The 15,534-nt window shown below is 68.1% G+C and carries 14 protein-coding genes and 1 riboswitch; of the genes, 9 read left to right on the top strand and 5 right to left on the bottom strand.

Annotated elements, in window-relative coordinates; all coding sequences use genetic code 11:
- Window positions 1–226: 226 nt before the first annotated feature.
- Window positions 227–808 (bottom strand): C40 family peptidase, encoded by a 582-nt coding sequence (locus A5767_RS04160; RefSeq protein ID WP_024101293.1) that lies wholly within the window; start codon window positions 806–808, stop codon window positions 227–229.
- Between the two features lie 15 nt (window positions 809–823).
- Window positions 824–988, bottom strand: a riboswitch (cyclic di-AMP (ydaO/yuaA leader).
- A 449-nt stretch (window positions 989–1,437) separates the two neighbouring features.
- Here A5767_RS04160 and A5767_RS04155 point away from each other — a divergent pair.
- Both A5767_RS04155 and A5767_RS04150 read left to right on the top strand, forming a co-directional pair.
- Window positions 1,438–3,186 (top strand): DEDD exonuclease domain-containing protein, encoded by a 1,749-nt coding sequence (locus A5767_RS04155; protein ID WP_033097588.1) that lies wholly within the window; start codon window positions 1,438–1,440, stop codon window positions 3,184–3,186.
- 32 nt (window positions 3,187–3,218) lie between these two features.
- A complete protein-coding gene (locus tag A5767_RS04150) occupies window positions 3,219–3,494 on the top strand; it encodes an Lrp/AsnC family transcriptional regulator (RefSeq protein WP_006550005.1) in 276 nt (91 codons plus the stop codon).
- A gap of 83 nt (window positions 3,495–3,577) precedes the next feature.
- Here A5767_RS04150 and trpD read toward each other — a convergent pair whose 3' ends face one another.
- Window positions 3,578–4,657, bottom strand: a complete 1,080-nt coding sequence (gene trpD / locus A5767_RS04145; protein ID WP_019289774.1) for an anthranilate phosphoribosyltransferase — start codon at window positions 4,655–4,657, stop codon at window positions 3,578–3,580.
- A gap of 63 nt (window positions 4,658–4,720) precedes the next feature.
- Window positions 4,721–5,176 (bottom strand): hypothetical protein, encoded by a 456-nt coding sequence (locus A5767_RS04140; protein ID WP_064851716.1) that lies wholly within the window; start codon window positions 5,174–5,176, stop codon window positions 4,721–4,723.
- 174 nt (window positions 5,177–5,350) lie between these two features.
- Between A5767_RS04140 and ctaE the strand changes: the two genes are divergently transcribed.
- The 6 genes from ctaE (at window position 5,351) to A5767_RS04110 (ending at window position 11,545) form a co-directional block, all read left to right on the top strand.
- The gene (ctaE, locus tag A5767_RS04135; protein WP_006550008.1) at window positions 5,351–5,965 is read left to right on the top strand and encodes an aa3-type cytochrome oxidase subunit III; all 615 of its coding nucleotides are present in this window, start codon (window positions 5,351–5,353) and stop codon (window positions 5,963–5,965) included.
- A gap of 100 nt (window positions 5,966–6,065) precedes the next feature.
- Window positions 6,066–6,902: a cytochrome bc1 complex diheme cytochrome c subunit gene (gene qcrC / locus A5767_RS04130; RefSeq protein ID WP_183079267.1), complete on the top strand. Its 837-nt coding sequence runs from the start codon at window positions 6,066–6,068 to the stop codon at window positions 6,900–6,902.
- The gene (gene qcrA / locus A5767_RS04125) at window positions 6,899–8,026 is read left to right on the top strand and encodes a cytochrome bc1 complex Rieske iron-sulfur subunit (protein WP_006550010.1); all 1,128 of its coding nucleotides are present in this window, start codon (window positions 6,899–6,901) and stop codon (window positions 8,024–8,026) included. The genes qcrC and qcrA overlap by 4 nt, the downstream gene beginning before the upstream one ends.
- Window positions 8,023–9,684: a cytochrome bc1 complex cytochrome b subunit gene (qcrB, locus tag A5767_RS04120; protein ID WP_024101297.1), complete on the top strand. Its 1,662-nt coding sequence runs from the start codon at window positions 8,023–8,025 to the stop codon at window positions 9,682–9,684. Before qcrA ends, qcrB begins: the two co-directional genes overlap by 4 nt.
- 162 nt (window positions 9,685–9,846) lie before the next feature.
- A complete protein-coding gene (locus A5767_RS04115) occupies window positions 9,847–10,530 on the top strand; it encodes a HEAT repeat domain-containing protein (protein WP_064851717.1) in 684 nt (227 codons plus the stop codon).
- A gap of 4 nt (window positions 10,531–10,534) precedes the next feature.
- On the top strand, window positions 10,535–11,545 hold the full coding sequence (locus A5767_RS04110; RefSeq protein WP_064851715.1) for a HEAT repeat domain-containing protein: 1,011 nt from the start codon (window positions 10,535–10,537) through the stop codon (window positions 11,543–11,545).
- 84 nt (window positions 11,546–11,629) lie between these two features.
- Here the strand turns inward: A5767_RS04110 and A5767_RS04105 are convergent, their stop codons facing one another.
- Both A5767_RS04105 and ctaC read right to left on the bottom strand, forming a co-directional pair.
- Window positions 11,630–12,046 (bottom strand): cytochrome c oxidase subunit 4, encoded by a 417-nt coding sequence (locus A5767_RS04105; RefSeq protein WP_006554396.1) that lies wholly within the window; start codon window positions 12,044–12,046, stop codon window positions 11,630–11,632.
- 33 nt (window positions 12,047–12,079) lie between these two features.
- Window positions 12,080–13,156, bottom strand: a complete 1,077-nt coding sequence (gene ctaC, locus A5767_RS04100) for an aa3-type cytochrome oxidase subunit II (protein WP_006554397.1) — start codon at window positions 13,154–13,156, stop codon at window positions 12,080–12,082.
- Window positions 13,157–13,509: 353 nt separating this feature from the next.
- On the opposite strand from ctaC, the gene asnB reads away from it, so the two are divergent.
- A complete protein-coding gene (gene asnB, locus A5767_RS04095; RefSeq protein WP_006554398.1) occupies window positions 13,510–15,435 on the top strand; it encodes an asparagine synthase (glutamine-hydrolyzing) in 1,926 nt (641 codons plus the stop codon).
- Window positions 15,436–15,534 lie beyond the last annotated feature (99 nt).

The following is a 15,534-nucleotide window of genomic DNA, read 5'->3' as shown; positions in this document are numbered from 1 at the left end:
TATCCGGCCCCCCCCCCCCCGGCGGCGGGGTTTTCTCTATGCTTTCGTTCCTTTTTATCGTCCTCCCATCACCCGGTGGGGGGGGGGCGGGTCCCTCCCCCCCCCCACCCTCCTCGGGCAGTGCGTCGGCGCTGGAGCGGGGGTGCTCAGCCCGATCGGAAGCGACGGGCGCCGACCGATCAGAAGCGACGGGCGCCGACCGATCAGAAGCGACGGGCGCCGTCGATCAGAAGCGACGGGCGCCGTCGACGGGCATCGAGTTCAGCGGTGCGATCTTGACCGGCTGGCTCGAGGTGGAGGCGTGCACGATGTTGCCGCCGCCGATGTAGATGCCGGTGTGGCTGCCGCCGTAGAACGACACGACGTCCCCGGGCTGCAGAGCCGCGACGTCCACCGGGGCACCGGCGGAGGCCTGCTCGTAGCTGGTGCGCGGGACGCTCAGACCGGCCTGCTTGTAGGCCCACTGCACGAGACCCGAGCAGTCGAAGGAGCTCGGGCCGGCAGCGCCGTAGACGTAGGGGGCACCGATCTTCGACTGCGCGGCGTCGGCAGCGCGCTGGCCGACAGAGCTGAAGGGGGCGGTGAAGGAACCGGACTGAGGCGCGGGGGCGGCCTCGGGGGCCGGCGGAACGATGTTGGCGATCTCCGGCGGCACGGTCACACCGGCCGGGAGGTCGAACGTTCCGACACCGGGAATGTTGATCGGCTCGGCCATCGCCGGGCCGGCCGAGACGGTGACTGCTCCGAGAGCAATGGCACCGGCGACGAGTGCGCGCCGGACGGTGCGCGTGCTGTTGTTCGAAACCACGAGGGGACGTTCTCCGTTTCTTCCGTTCACCCGCCGACCGAGTTAGCTGACGGGTTCGGGCCGGAAGATCAGCCCTACCCCTCCCCGCGAGCAGCGGAGGGGATTCACCCCGAGTACTACGTGTGGGTCCCCGGCTCACCGCTCCCGCAGACGGGAGAAGTGATTAGGCGGTAACCGTGCGGCTCCGACCCGGGGGTGGGGCGGAAACTCTCCGCTCGGTCTCGAAAAGATTACGAAACGGCATCGGTGAAGTCGACCGCCTTGCCGTGCGACCCGACCTTCTCGGCCCACCCCTGGAGGAATGCCGTCGCGGGGCAACGGTCCGATAACGGCGCGGTAACGGCCACTGTCCGGCGCGCCTCCGCTCGGGAGAGGCCCGGCGCCCGTTTCACCCGAGTTCCTTCCGGAAGAACCAGGTCAGGGCACGCTGACTCATCGACCGTCGACGAGGCGATGCGCCCGATTCGCCGGATTGTCGTTCCCGGAGGCCGATCGGTCTGTTCTCCGGCCTCCGTTTACCCTTCATCGAGCCGAAAAGAACGCAGTGTGATCCTCGTCTCCCCGTGCTCCGAACCCCGCTCCGAAGCCCGCTCGACGGCGTGTCGGTGACGCTTCCTAGGCTCTGCCGCATGACCTCGCCGCAACCATCCGCCCTCGGCGTGCAACTCGGTTTCGACGAGCTCGACACTCCGCTGCGCGAGACCACCTTCGTCGTCGTCGACCTCGAGACGACCGGCGGGAAGGCAGCCGAGGACGCCATCACAGAGATCGGCGCGGTGAAGATCCGCGGGGGCGAGGTGCTCGGCGAGTTCGCGACCCTCGTCGATCCGGGGCGACCCATCCCCCCGTACATCGTGCAGCTCACCGGCATCACCACCGCGATGGTCTATGCGGCGCCCAAGGTCGAGGAGGTGCTGCCCGCCTTCCTGGAATTCGCGTCCGGAGCGGTGCTCGTCGCACACAACGCCGGATTCGACGTCGGCTTCCTCGAGGCGGCCACGGCGCAGTGCGAACTCGCGTGGCCCCGCTTCCAGGTGCTGTGCACCGTCAAGCTGGCCCGCCGCGTCCTCGGACGCGACGAAGCGCCGTCGGTGAAGCTGTCCGCGCTGGCCGAACTGTTCCGGGTCTCCACCGTGCCCACCCACCGCGCCCTGGACGACGCACGCGCCACCGTGGACGTCCTGCACGCCCTCATCGAACGGGTCGGCAACCAGGGCGTCCACAGCCTCACCGAACTGCGCGACTATATGCCGGTGGTCACCGCCGAGCAGAGGGCCAAACGCGCACTCGCCGCGCATCTGCCGCGCAAACCGGGTGTCTACATGTTCCGCGGCCCGTCGGACGAGGTGCTGTACGTCGGCACGGCGGTCGACCTGCACCGGCGTGTCCGTACCTATTTCACGGGCTCCGAGACGCGACCGCGGTTGCGCGAGATGGTCGCGCTCACCACACGCATCGATCACGTCGAATGCGCCCACGGGCTCGAGGCCGGCGTCCGCGAACTCCGGTTGATCGCGGCCCACACCCCTCCCTACAACCGCCGGTCGAAATATCCGATGCGCGGTTGGTGGATCATCCTCACCGACGAGGCGTTCCCGCGCCTCGCCGTGAGCCGCACCCCCGGACCCGACTCGGTCGGCCCGTTCTCGGTGCGCGCCGACGCCGCGGATGTCGCGGCACTGCTCGCGGAGATGTGCGGTCTGCGCACGTGCACGCGCAGGATCGGCCGTACGGCCCGCCACGGCGACCGCTGCCCGCCCGTCGCGGTCGGGGGCTGCGCCGCAGCCGCCTTCGGGGTCCAGGACGCCTCCGCCTACGCAGCCCAGGTCGAGCGTGCGCGCGCGGTCGTCCGCGGAACCGCCGACGACGCCGTCGAATCGGCGCAGCAGCGACTCGACGCCCTCGTGCGCGACCAGCTGTTCGAGAACGCCGCCCGCCTCCGCGACCGCCTCGCCGCCGCCCTCGTCGCGCTGCGGCGCACGCAACGCCTCGCGGCGCTGGCGGCCGTCGACGAACTCGTCGCCGCGCGACCGCGGGCCGAGGGCGGGTGGGAGTTCGCCGTCGTGCGCGCCGGTCGTCTCGCGTCCGCCGGAGTGGCACCGCGCGGTGTGCGCCCGATGCCCGTCGTCGAGGCGATCGTCGCCGCGGCCGAGACGGTGCGGCCGTCACCCGGCCCGCTCCGGGGCGCGTCCCCGGAGGAGATCGGTCTGGTCGCACGTTGGCTCGACGGCGAGGGCATCCGCATCGTCCGGGCGAGCGAGGGCTGGTGCGAACCGACACGGGGTGCGGGCCGGTGGAGCACGTGGGCCGAGCTCGCCCGCGACGCCCGCGCGGTCCGCAGGCTCCTCTCCGCCGACGACCCGCACCGCTTAGGCTGATGCAATCCCCGAGGAAGGTTGAAGGAGACCCCATGATCAACGCGATCGTCCTGATCGATGCCGAGGCGAACCGTATCCCCGAGACCGCGCAAGCGGTGGCCGACCTCGACGGTGTCGACACGGTGTACTCCTGCGCGGGCGACGTCGACCTCGTGGCCGTGGTCCGGGTCCGCGACCACGAGAAGATCGCGGAGGTCGTCACCCGGGGCATCAACAAGATCGACGGCGTGACGAAGACCGTCACCCACATCGCATTCCAGTCGTACTCGAGCGCCGACGTCGAGGCCGGTTTCTCGATCGGGAACTGACACCCCGCAGCACCACCGACGACCGCCGGGCCCGCACCGATGCAGTGCGGGCCCGTCGTTCGTGTGTCCTTATTCTTCTCCGGTCATTTGTGTCCGGAACCGGCACCCAGCCGCGTGGTGACCTCGGCCCACTGCTCCAGGACGGCCGTGGCCCGGCCGCTGTCGATCGCCTCTGCCGCCGTCTCGAGCCCGGCCGTGAGGGCATCCTCGAGAACGCCGTCGACGCCCCGGAAAGCCGCGATTGCCCCGGCGGCGTTGAGGAGCACGGCATCGCGCACCGGCCCTGTCTCCCCCGCCAGCATCGCCCGCGCGATCGCCGCGTTCTCCGTGGCGTCGCCTCCGCGGAGTGCCTCGAGCGGAACCCGTTCGATACCGAGATCGCGCGGATCGAGCGTCACGACCCGGACCTCGCCGCCGTGGACGACGTGCACGCGCGAGGTCGTGGAGGTGGTCAGTTCGTCGAGACCGTCGTCGCCTCGGACGACGAGCGCCGAATTGCCGCGCTGCGCGAGCACACCGGCGACGGTCGGGACGAGCGGTTCGAAGGCGCACCCGATCAGGCCGGCGCTCGGGCGGGCCGGATTGGTGAGCGGGCCGAGGACGTTGAAGACCGTCGGGATGCCGATCTGCTTGCGCGGTGCGGCCGCGAAACGCAGCGCCGGGTGGTAGACCGGCGCGAAGCAGAATCCGATCCCGGCCTCGGCGACCGAGCGGGCCACCTCGTCGGGTCCGAGATCGATGTGCACTCCGAGCGCTTCGAGCACGTCGGCGCCGCCGCTCTTGGACGAGGCGGCGCGGTTGCCGTGTTTGACCACGCGAATACCCGCTGCGGCGACGACCAGCGAGGCCATCGTGGAGATGTTGACGGTGTTCGCCCGGTCGCCACCGGTGCCCACGACGTCGACCACGTCACCGTCGACCGGGACCAACCGGGCGTAGTCGAGCATCGTGTCGGCGAGTGCCCGCACCTCCTCGGGTGTCTCGCCCTTCATCTTCAGAGCGACACCGAAGGCCGCGATCTGAGCGGGAGTGGCGTTGTCGGAGAAGATCTCGCTCATCGCCCATCGCGCCTCCGCGGCGGACAGGTTCTGCCCGGCCGTGAGCACTCCCAGGACGGAGGGCCAGTTCTGCGTCACCTCGTCCGCGTCTCGCGTCGCGTTCATCGCACCTGCCCTCGCCGCATCTCGCTCCTCACCGGGCACCGGCGTGCCCTCCGACCGGTCAGCTTAGCCAGCGGAATCCTGCGGTTGCAGAGCGTCCCATCCCAGGGCCGTTCCACCGAGCCGCTGGGCAAGCGAGGCCATGCGCGACTTCTCCTGCGCACAGTGCAGTGCATCGAGGACCTGCACGCGCTGCAGGATCACCGAGGCGCCCGCGACGGCCGCGGCTGGGACGTTCCCGTCGCCGGTCCCGGCCACGACGTAGCCGTCCTGCCCGGCCAGTTCCGCCGCCCGGTCCACCCTGTCGGCGGGCAGGGCGAGGTGGTGCCGCAGAACCGCCTCGTCCTCGGCCTGCCACACAGGTGTCGCCTCGGCGGCACGCTCGAGCGCCGTCGAACACGCCTCCGCGTCGTCGAAGGACGAGACGACCACGACCAGGTCGGGCCGGTTCGCGTCGAGCGGTTCGCTGCGCCGACCGATCAGGGACCGCAGCCACCCCCGAACACCCTTTTCGGTACTCATGTCACCACGATCGCACGTGACCTCCGCGACCCTCCGAAATGTCCCGTGTGACACCCCTCCGAGCACCCGCCACCGAGTGCCCACCTGGAGAAATACAGGTCCGGGACCTGCACGGACGCGCCGATTTCGGCCCCGATTGCCCAAGACGTACTACGACGGGTCATACTAGCCAGCGTGACGAGCGCAGTAGGGACTTCAGGATCTGCAATCACACAGCGCGTGCACTCGTTGAACCGGCCCAACCTGGTCAGCGTCGGCACCATCGTGTGGTTGTCCAGTGAGCTCATGTTTTTCGCAGGGCTCTTCGCCATGTACTTCGTGGCACGGGCACAGGCCCCGGAGGGCATGTGGCCGCCCCCGCCCACCCACTTGAACCTGTGGTTGGCGGTACCGATCACCATGGTGCTGATCGCTTCTTCCTTCACCTGCCAGCTGGGCGTCTTCGCCGCCGAGCGCGGCGACGTCTTCGGCCTGCGACGGTGGTACATCATCACCCTCGGCATGGGCACCTTCTTCGTGCTCGGTCAGGGCTACGAGTACATCACCCTGGTGAAGGACGGCACGACCATCCCCGGCAGCGTGTACGGCTCGGTGTTCTACATGACCACCGGTTTCCACGGCCTGCACGTCATCGGCGGCCTCATCGCATTCGTTTTCCTGCTGTTCCGCACGAAGGTCAGCAAGTTCACGCCTGCGCAGGCCACTGCGGCCATCGTCGTTTCGTATTACTGGCACTTCGTCGACATCGTTTGGATCGCGCTGTTTGCCACGATTTATTTCATCCGTTAGCCAGCTGAACGCCCAGGCAGCCCCCTGACGTCCAGTCCGTCCCGACATAAAAAAAGGGATACAGATGAGTTCATCCCCACCTCTCGCCTCCGAGGGTGACATGCCCGGTCGATCCTCTGCAGCCGATGCTGCGAAGTCCCGCCGCCAGCGCAAGATGCGCCGGCGCGTCACCGGAGCGTTGGTCCTTGCGCTCGGTCTCCTCAGCGCAGGCTTCATCGCCTCCGCACTGACACCTGCCCCGCAGGTGGCTACAGCGCAGGACGACCAGAGCGCTCTGATCCGCGAGGGTCAGCAGCTCTACGAGACCTCCTGCGTGACCTGCCACGGTGTCAATCTTCAGGGCGTCCAGGACCGCGGTCCCAGCCTCATCGGTGTCGGCGAGGCCGCCGTCTACTTCCAGGTCTCCTCGGGCCGCATGCCGATGATGCGCAACGAGGCCCAGGCCCTCCGCAAGGACCCGAAGTTCGACGCTGCGCAGACCGACGCGCTCGGCGCGTACATCCAGGCCAACGGTGGAGGCCCGACGGTCATCCGCGACGAGAACGGCGAGATCGCCCAGTCGTCACTGCGCGGCAACGACATCGGACGCGGTTCGGAGCTCTTCCGCCAGAACTGCGCGTCCTGCCACAACTTCACCGGACGCGGCGGCGCGCTCTCGTCCGGCAAGTTCGCACCGAACCTGGATCCGGCCAACGAGCAGCAGATCTACACCGCGATGCTCACCGGCCCCCAGAACATGCCGAAGTTCTCCGATCGTCAGCTGACGGTCGAGGAGAAGAAGGACATCATCGCGTACATCAAGTCCGCCAGTGAGACGAGAGACCCGGGTGGCTACGGGCTCGGCGGCTTCGGCCCCGGTGCCGAAGGGCCGACCATGTGGGTCGTCGGCATGGTCGCCGTCGTCGGCGCTGCACTGTGGATCGGAGCAAGGTCATGAGTGGCGGCGAAACGCCGAACAAGCACACGGTCGAAGATCTCGACCGGATGAGCCGGGACGATCTCGTCACGCTCGGCACGAACCTCGACGGCGTCGACGTCGCGTTCCGCAAGGATCGCTGGCCCGTCGAAGGCACGCGTGCCGAGAAGCGGGCCGAGCGCAACGTCGCTTTCTGGTTCGCCCTCGCGGGCATCGCGGGTGTCGCGTTCATCGCGATCTACCTGTTCTGGCCGTGGGAGTACCAGGGCATCGGCGACGAGAACTACGGCTGGTACAGCCTCTACACCCCGATGCTCGGACTGACCCTGGGTCTGTCCATCCTCGGCATCGGCGTGGGCGCGGTGCAGTTCACCAAGAAGTTCATCCCCGAGGAGGTGTCGATCCAGGATCGGCACGACGGCGGCTCGCCCGAGGTCGATCGCAAGACGATCGTCGCCGAGCTCTCCGACTCGCTCGAGACGTCCACCCTGCCGCGCCGTAAGCTGATCAAGCGCACCGCGATCTTCGGTGGTGGCGCGCTCGGCCTCGGTCTGATCATGCCGCTCGGCGGCCTGATCAAGAATCCGTGGGCCGAGGGTGACCAGTCGTCGCTGTGGGTGTCGGGCTGGACTCCGCGCTACCCCGGCGAGACCATCTACCTGCGTCGCGACACCGGCCGCCCCCAGGACATCGTCCTGGTGCGCCCGGAGGACCTCGACGCCGGCGGTATGGAGACGGTGTTCCCGTTCCGCGAGTCCGATCGCGGTGACGACCACGCTCTGCTGCAGAGCCTGCGCGGCATCCGCAACGCCGTCATGCTCATCCGCCTGCGCACCGAGGACACCGAGCGTGTCGTCAAGCGCAAGGGCCAGGAGAGCTTCAACTACGGCGACTACTTCGCGTACTCGAAGATCTGCACGCACCTCGGCTGCCCGACCTCGCTCTACGAGCAGCAGACGCACCGCATCCTGTGCCCGTGCCACCAGTCGCAGTTCGATGCGCTGGAGTACGGCAAGCCGATTTTCGGTCCCGCTGCTCGCGCACTGCCGCAGCTTCCGATTACAGTGAACGAAGAGGGCTTCCTGGTCGCCAACGGTGACTTCATCGAGGCACTCGGCCCGGCATTCTGGGAGCGTCGCCCGTGAGTACTGCAACCCCGTCCCGCGCCGCACAGATCGGCGAGAATCTCGATTCTCGCTACCACCTGTCCGCGGGCATCCGCCGCCAGATCAACAAGGTGTTCCCCACCCACTGGTCCTTCCTCCTGGGTGAGATCGCGCTCTACAGCTTCGTCATCCTGTTGATCTCGGGTATCTTCCTCACCCTGTTCTTCGACCCCTCGATGGCGCACGTCATCTACGAGGGCGTCTACACGCCGCTGCGCGGTGTGGGTATGTCCCGCGCCTACGAGACGACCCTGAACCTCTCCTTCGAGGTCCGCGGTGGTCTGTTCGTGCGACAGATCCACCACTGGGCAGCACTGATGTTCGCAGCGTCGATCGTCGTCCACCTGCTGCGCGTGTTCTTCACCGGTGCGTTCCGGCGTCCGCGTGAGGCCAACTGGGTGATCGGCTCGCTGCTGCTCATCCTGGCGATGTTCGAAGGCTTCTTCGGTTACTCCCTCCCCGACGACCTGCTCTCGGGCACCGGCCTCCGCGCCGCGTTCTCGGGCATCACGCTCTCGATCCCGATCATCGGTTCGTGGATGCACTGGGCGATCTTCGGTGGCGACTTCCCGGGTGAGCTGATCATCCCGCGCTTCTACGTCCTGCACGTGCTGCTCGTCCCGGGCATCATCCTGGCCCTGATCGCCGCGCACCTCGCGCTGGTCTGGTACCAGAAGCACACGCAGTTCCCCGGCCCCGGCCGCACGGAGCAGAACGTCGTCGGCGTTCGTATCCTCCCGGTCTTCGCCGTCAAGTCGGGTGCTTTCTTCGCGATGACCTTCGCGGTGCTCGCCCTGATGTCCGGCCTGCTGCAGATCAACCCGGTCTGGAACATCGGCCCGTACAACCCGTCGCAGGTGTCCGCCGGCTCGCAGCCCGACATCTACATGATGTGGACGGACGGCATGGCCCGTATCTGGCCCGCCTGGGAGCTGTACCTGTTCGGCCGGTACACGATCCCGCAGCCGTTCTGGATCGCGCTGATCATGGGCCTGGTGTTCGTCGTGCTCACGGTCTACCCGTGGATCGAGAAGAAGTTCACGAAGGACGACGCACACCACAACCTGCTGCAGCGTCCGCGCGACGTGCCGGTCCGCACCGGCATCGGGTTCATGGCCCTGGCGTTCTACGCCGTCGCCACGATCATGTGTGTCAACGACATCATCGCGTACAAGTTCGACATCTCGATCAACGCGACGACCTGGATGGGCCGCATCGGTCTCGTCCTACTCCCGCCGCTCGCCTACTACATCGCGTACCGGTTCTGCCTGGGTCTGCAGCGCAGCGACCGTCAGGTGCTCGAGCACGGCATCGAGACGGGCATCGTCCGTCGCCTGCCGACCGGCGAGTACATCGAGATCCACCAGCCGCTCGGCCCGGTGGACGAGCACGGCCACCCGATCCCGCTGGAGTACCAGGCCGCCCCGGTTCCGAAGCGGATGAACAAGCTCGGCACCGCCGGCAAGCCCGGCTCCGGCAGCTGGTGGAGCCCGGACCCGGCCGACGAGGCCGCCGCTCTCGAGGCCGCCCACCACGAGGCCGAGCTCGAGCTGCGGAACACGCTCCGCGAGTACCAGGAGCGCGTCCACGGCAACGGAGACGGCGCAGCCCAGCTGCCCGACAAGTCGCAGCACTGATCCGCATCAGCGGCTCGTAACGGGGCCCCGGACCATCACGGGCCGGGGCCCCGTTCGTCGTTCGGGGGTTCTCCCATCCCCCACCGGATATCGTCCGGAGCGTACGTCTTGACCTTGACACTGTGACAAGCGCTCGAATGGGTCGTGAAGGAGGTGCCTCCCATGCGCACACATCAGGACCCGTCCACCCGCCTCGTCGAGGCCCTGTCCACCCGCCTCGTCGAGGCCCTGTCCACCGACGACGCCTCCGTGCGTCTGCGCGCCGCACTCGAGTCGGGTACCGCACCCGATCCCGAAACGGTGACCGCTCTCGTCGACCGGTGCGCGGTGGAGCCGGACTTCTTCGTCCGCGACATGCTGACCTGGGCGCTGTGCCGTCTGCCGGCCGGGGTGACCGTGCCGCGTCTGCTCGCCGAGCTCGGTTCGGATGTCTCACAGGCACGCAGTCAGGCCCTGCACACGTTGTCGAAGATCGGCGATCCCGTCGCATGGCCGAAGGTTTCGGGGATGCTCCACGACGAGCACGACGAGGTGGCACGCAGCGCGTGGCGCGCGGCGGTCGCTCTCGTGCCACCGGGCTCGGAAAGCGGCCTCGCTGCGGCTCTCGGCGCCGAACTGGGCCGCGGCGACCGCGACCTACAACTGAGCCTCGGTCGCGCTCTCGCGGCACTCGACGAGGCCGCGGCGCCGGTCCTGGACACGGCGATGAACAGCCCCGACCCGCGCGTCCGCGCTCACGCGGAGGCCACCGAACGGATCCGCGTCGACCCCGACAGCGCGTTCGTCCTCTCTGTGGAGTCGGCGAAACGCGTCGCCGCACTCGGCGCGGACGGTATCCGGGAGTGAGCCGGTGCTGATCGGTGAGGTCTCGCGGCGCTCCGGTGTCAGCAGCCGCATGCTGCGGCACTACGACCGCCTGGGGCTGGTCACGCCGACTGGCCGTACCTCGGGCGGCTACCGCGAGTACACCGAGGACGACCTCAGGAGGCTCTTCCACGTGGAGAGTCTCCGGAGTCTCGGCCTGTCTCTGAACGAGGTCGGACGTGCGCTGGGGGAACCGGATTTCGCTCCGGCGGATCTGGTGCAGGAGCTGATCCGGCACACGCGCGAACGGATCGCCGCCGAGACCGAACTCCTCGCTCGTCTCGAAGGCGTCGACTCGGCCTCCCCCAGCGGCTGGGACGACGTCCTGCGCCTCGTCGCGCTGTTGCGCGCGTTCGAATCCGATTCCGGCTCCCGCCGCCAGCAGGCGATCCTGTCCCAGGACGAGGACACGACGCTGCCGGTCGCAGCGCTGGTCCGGGCGGCGCTGTCGGAGGAGGATCCGTTCGTCGCCGGCGCGCTGCGCTGGTCGCTCGCCCGAGCAGCGGACGCATTCGACGCTGCGCTGCCGGCACTCGCGGAGGGCCTTCACTCCGACGAGGTGCCGGTGCGGCGACGGGCGATCGCGACACTCGCGGAACTCCGTGTGCCCGAATCGACGAGGCTCCTGGAGGGGGCCCTCGACGACACCGATCCCAAAGCACGTTCCACGGCGGCTCTGACGCTCGGGGCGCGAGGGGTGGACGTGGCCGTCCCCGTGCTCGTAGAGATGATCGTGGAGGGCCGGTCGGACGTCGAGGCCGCCGAGGTACTCGGCCTGCTCGCAGGTCGGCCGCTGTCGTCCGCCGAGATCGTGCGGTTGCTGCAGCACGCGCTCGGCGGCTCGGACGATGCCGGTGTCCGGCTACGTCTCACGCAGGCACTCGCGGAGATCCCCGGGTCGGCCGCCGACGACGCGCTCGAGGCTCTGACCGACGATCCGAATCGTACGGTTGCAGCGACCGCGAGGGTCGTCCTCACCACGCGTCGGGCTCCCTGAAGAACTGAACCTCGAGAACGACGACGGAAACGACGCAGGCGCCGCACCCGAAGGTGCGGCGCCCGTGTGGTCGAGGGTACCGGCTCAGTGCTTCTCGGGTCCGATGTGGTACTCGAACACCAGGCCGGCTGCTGCCGCGATGATGAGCGCGACCGCGAGGACGATCATCCACGGCTGGTAGAAGGCCAGTGCGATGGCGGCGAACGCTGCTGCGCCGGCGAGCAGGATCGGCCAATAGCTACCCGCACTGAAGAAACCGAGGTCGCCCGCACCGTCGCTGATCTCGGCGTCCTCGTAGTCCTCGGGACGGGTGTCGAGACGACGAGCAACGAAGCGGAAGTACGTTCCGACGATCAGGGTCAGACCGGCGGAGAGGACGATGGCCGTGAGGCCGGCCCATTCGATGCCCTTGTCCGAGAGCCCGGTGAACACGCCGTACACGATGGCGACGAGCACGAAGAACACCGTCACGACCTCGAAGAGCTTGGCTTCGATCTTCATATCAGCACTTGTCCTTGTCGGAGGGGGTGGCCGTCACTCGCCTGCGGCGACGGTCGCCGACCGATCCGTGCGGTCGGTCTTGAACGGAGTCGTCGAGGTCGCGATCGGGCTCTGGCCGATGGCTTCGAGCGCACGAGCGTTCGACAGGCCTTCGCCGCCGTCCTCGACCGGCTTGCGGAGCTCGATGTACCGGGCGAAGTCCTCCGGGCTGACCGCGCGGACCTCGAAGTTCATCATCGCGTGGTAGGTGCCGCACATCTCGGCGCAGCGGCCGACGAACGCGCCCTCACGCTCGATCTCGGAGATCTGGAAGACCGGATCGGAGTTGTTCTCACGCGGGTTCGGGTTCACGTCGCGCTTGAACAGGAACTCCGGCACCCAGAAGGCGTGGATGACGTCGGAGGACGCCAGCTGGAACTCGATGCGCTTCCCGGTGGGAAGAACGAGCACCGGAATCTCTTCGCTGGTGCCGATCGTCTCGATCTTGTCGTAGTGCAGGTAGGACAGGTCCTCGGCGGGCTTGCCGTGGATCGCTCCCGGAGCCTCGTGCTCCTCACCCGATTCACCGTGCGCGGTGGACGGGTCGAACGGCTCCTGTGCGACTGCCGCCTCGGCGACCTCGTCGATACCGTTGTAAGGGGCCGTGCCGTCCTGCAGATCGATCGTCCGGTAGCCGAACTTCCAGTTCCACTGGAACGCCGTCACGTCGACCACGACGTTCGGGTTGTCTTCCTTCTCCAGGACGTAGTTCTGCACCACGACCGTGAAGTAGAAGAGGACACACACGGCGACGAACGGCGCCGCGGTGTAAGCCAGCTCGAGCGGCACGTTGTATGCCGTCTGACGCGGGAACTCCGGATCGTCCTTCCGACGCCGGTAGGCAATGATCACCCAGAAGGTGAGTGCCCACACGAGAATTCCCATGACGAGGGCGGCGACAACCGACCACGTCCACAGTTCACGCATACGCTCGGCCTGAGGAGTGATGCCCTCCGGCCAGCCGAAACGAAGGATTTCTTCGCTCGAGCACCCGGTCAGCACCAAGGCTGCAATGCCGAGTGATGCTGCGAGCCCGAACCGCCGAAGGATCCGACCTTGCGCCACGTTCACGCCTTCCTGATCGCCGCAATTCCACTAGGGCACACCCGGAGGGCCGGCCCAATTACTACGCAGCGTAGACCAAACCCGGGCGCTATCCATCGCCGGGGCACGAAGAAAGTGTCGGACTGGGCGTTTCGACCGGAAGACCCGGCTCGTGACGTCGGTTTTCTCCTGTCGGGCGAATGATCGTCGGTGGCGTCCGGGCGCGGCTGCCCGATGTCGACCGTCTGCGGCATACTTCGGTAGAACCAACGCCGGACCCCGAGTGGTAGTTCCCGGTGTCATGCGCGGTGCGGTGTCCCGCGCTGGGCACCCACCGGGGTTCTTCGCGACACCCCCGACCGGAATGAGGTAACCCACGCGTGTGCGGATTGCTCGGGTTTCTGACCACTGACGGCACCAGCGACGACGCCGTCGCGAAGGTGGACTCCGCGATGCACTGCCTGCGCCATCGCGGCCCCGACGAGCACGGCACCTGGCACGACGCCGACCTCGTCTTCGGATTCAACCGGTTGTCGATCATCGACATCGCGCACTCGCACCAGCCGCTGCGCTGGGGCCCGCCGGAGCAGCCCGACCGCTACGCGCTGACCTTCAACGGTGAGATCTACAACTATCTCGAACTGCGCAAGGAGCTCACCGAGACGTTCGGTACCTCCTTCGCGACCGAGGGCGACAGCGAGGCGATCGTCGCGGCCTACCACCACTGGGGAGTGCGCGCGGTCCAGCGCCTGCGGGGTATGTTCGCCTTCGCGATCTGGGACACGCACACCCGCGAGCTGTTCGTCGCCCGCGACCCGTTCGGCATCAAGCCGCTGTTCCTCGCGACCGGCACCGGCGGTACCGCCTTCGGCAGCGAGAAGAAGAGTCTGCTGGAGCTCGCCGACGTGATCGGCATCGACACCGAGCTCGATCCTCGTGCGATCGAGCACTACACGGTGCTGCAGTACGTTCCCGAGCCCGAGACGCTGCACCGGCGGATCCGCCGCCTCGAGTCGGGCTGCTACGCGCGTATCACGCCCGGCGCCGAGCCGGAGATCACGCGATACTTCCATCCCACCTTCCCGGTCCGGCCGTTCGCGGCGGGCCGCGAACAGGATCGTTACCGCGAGATCGCCGAGGCCCTCGAGGACTCGGTGGCCAAGCACATGCGCGCCGACGTGACCGTCGGGTCGTTCCTCTCGGGTGGCATCGATTCGACGGCCATCGCCGCGCTGGCGATGCGCCACAACCCGAAGCTCATCACCTTCACCGCGGGTTTCGAGCGGGAGGGTTACTCCGAGGTCGACGTCGCCGCAGAGTCGGCGGCCGCGATCGGTGCCCGGCACGTGGTGCGGGTGGTCTCCCCCAGCGAGTTCGCCGCGGCGATCCCCGAGATCATCTGGTACCTCGACGACCCTGTGGCCGACCCGGCGCTCGTGCCGCTGTGGTTCATCGCCCGGGAGGCCCGCAAGCACGTCAAGGTCGTGCTGTCGGGTGAGGGCGCCGACGAGCTGTTCGGCGGTTACACGATCTACCGCGAGCCGCTGTCGCTGCGTCCGTTCGAGTTCCTGCCGCCGGCGCTGCGCCGGGCTGCCGGGAAGCTTTCGGAGCGCATCCCCGAGGGCACCCGAGGCAAGAGCCTGCTGCACCGTGGCTCGATGACGCTCGAGGAGCGCTACTACGGCAACGCCCGCAGCTTCAACGACGCGCAGCTGCGCTCGGTGCTGCGCGACTTCCGTCCGGAATGGACGCACCAGGACGTCACCGCCCCGATCTACGCGCAGTCTGCCGGCTGGGATCCGGTGGCACGGATGCAGCATCTCGACCTGTTCACGTGGCTGCGCGGCGACATCCTCGTCAAGGCCGACAAGATGACGATGGCCAACTCGCTCGAGCTGCGCGTGCCGTTCCTGGACTCCGAGGTGTTCCGGGTGGCGTCGCAGGTTCCGCTGGACCAGAAGATCACGAAACAGACGACGAAGTATGCGCTGCGGCAGGCGCTGGAGGGCATCGTCCCGCCACACGTGCTGCATCGCGCGAAGCTGGGCTTCCCGGTGCCGCTGCGGCACTGGCTGGCCGGCACGGAGCTGTTCGACTGGGCGCACGAGGTGATCGCCGAGTCGCAGACCGATCACCTGCTCGACAAGGGCGCGGTGGCGAAGATGCTCGACGAGCACCGGACCGGCCCGATCGATCACAGCCGTCGTCTGTGGACGGTGCTGTGCTTCATGGTCTGGCACGGCATCTTCGTGGAGAAGCGCATCGTGCCGCAGATCCAGGAGCCGGCCTACCCGGTCGAGATCTGATCACCCGACCCGTACGCGACCGGGGCCCCCCCAACCCCCGGGGGTGGGGGGCCGGGGGGGGGAGGGGGGGGGGGGGTGGGCCCCGCCGCCCCCCCCCAA

The sequence above is a fragment of the Rhodococcus sp. 852002-51564_SCH6189132-a genome (assembly GCF_001665495.1).
GTDB lineage: Bacteria > Actinomycetota > Actinomycetes > Mycobacteriales > Mycobacteriaceae > Rhodococcus > Rhodococcus pyridinivorans.
This window is presented reverse-complemented; position numbering and strand designations above follow the sequence as displayed.

What these genes read in the sequence shown, in the direction of transcription:
- A5767_RS04155 (WP_033097588.1), top strand. Translation starts at nt 1,438, where the DNA reads ATGACCTCGCCGCAACCATCCGCCCTCGGCGTGCAACTCGGTTTCGAC.
- A5767_RS04150 (WP_006550005.1), top strand. Translation starts at nt 3,219, where the DNA reads ATGATCAACGCGATCGTCCTGATCGATGCCGAGGCGAACCGTATCCCC.
- trpD (WP_019289774.1), bottom strand. Translation starts at nt 4,657, where the DNA reads ATGAACGCGACGCGAGACGCGGACGAGGTGACGCAGAACTGGCCCTCC.
- A5767_RS04140 (WP_064851716.1), bottom strand. Translation starts at nt 5,176, where the DNA reads ATGAGTACCGAAAAGGGTGTTCGGGGGTGGCTGCGGTCCCTGATCGGT.
- qcrC (WP_183079267.1), top strand. Translation starts at nt 6,066, where the DNA reads ATGCCCGGTCGATCCTCTGCAGCCGATGCTGCGAAGTCCCGCCGCCAG.
- qcrA (WP_006550010.1), top strand. Translation starts at nt 6,899, where the DNA reads ATGAGTGGCGGCGAAACGCCGAACAAGCACACGGTCGAAGATCTCGAC.
- A5767_RS04115 (WP_064851717.1), top strand. Translation starts at nt 9,847, where the DNA reads ATGCGCACACATCAGGACCCGTCCACCCGCCTCGTCGAGGCCCTGTCC.
- A5767_RS04105 (WP_006554396.1), bottom strand. Translation starts at nt 12,046, where the DNA reads ATGAAGATCGAAGCCAAGCTCTTCGAGGTCGTGACGGTGTTCTTCGTG.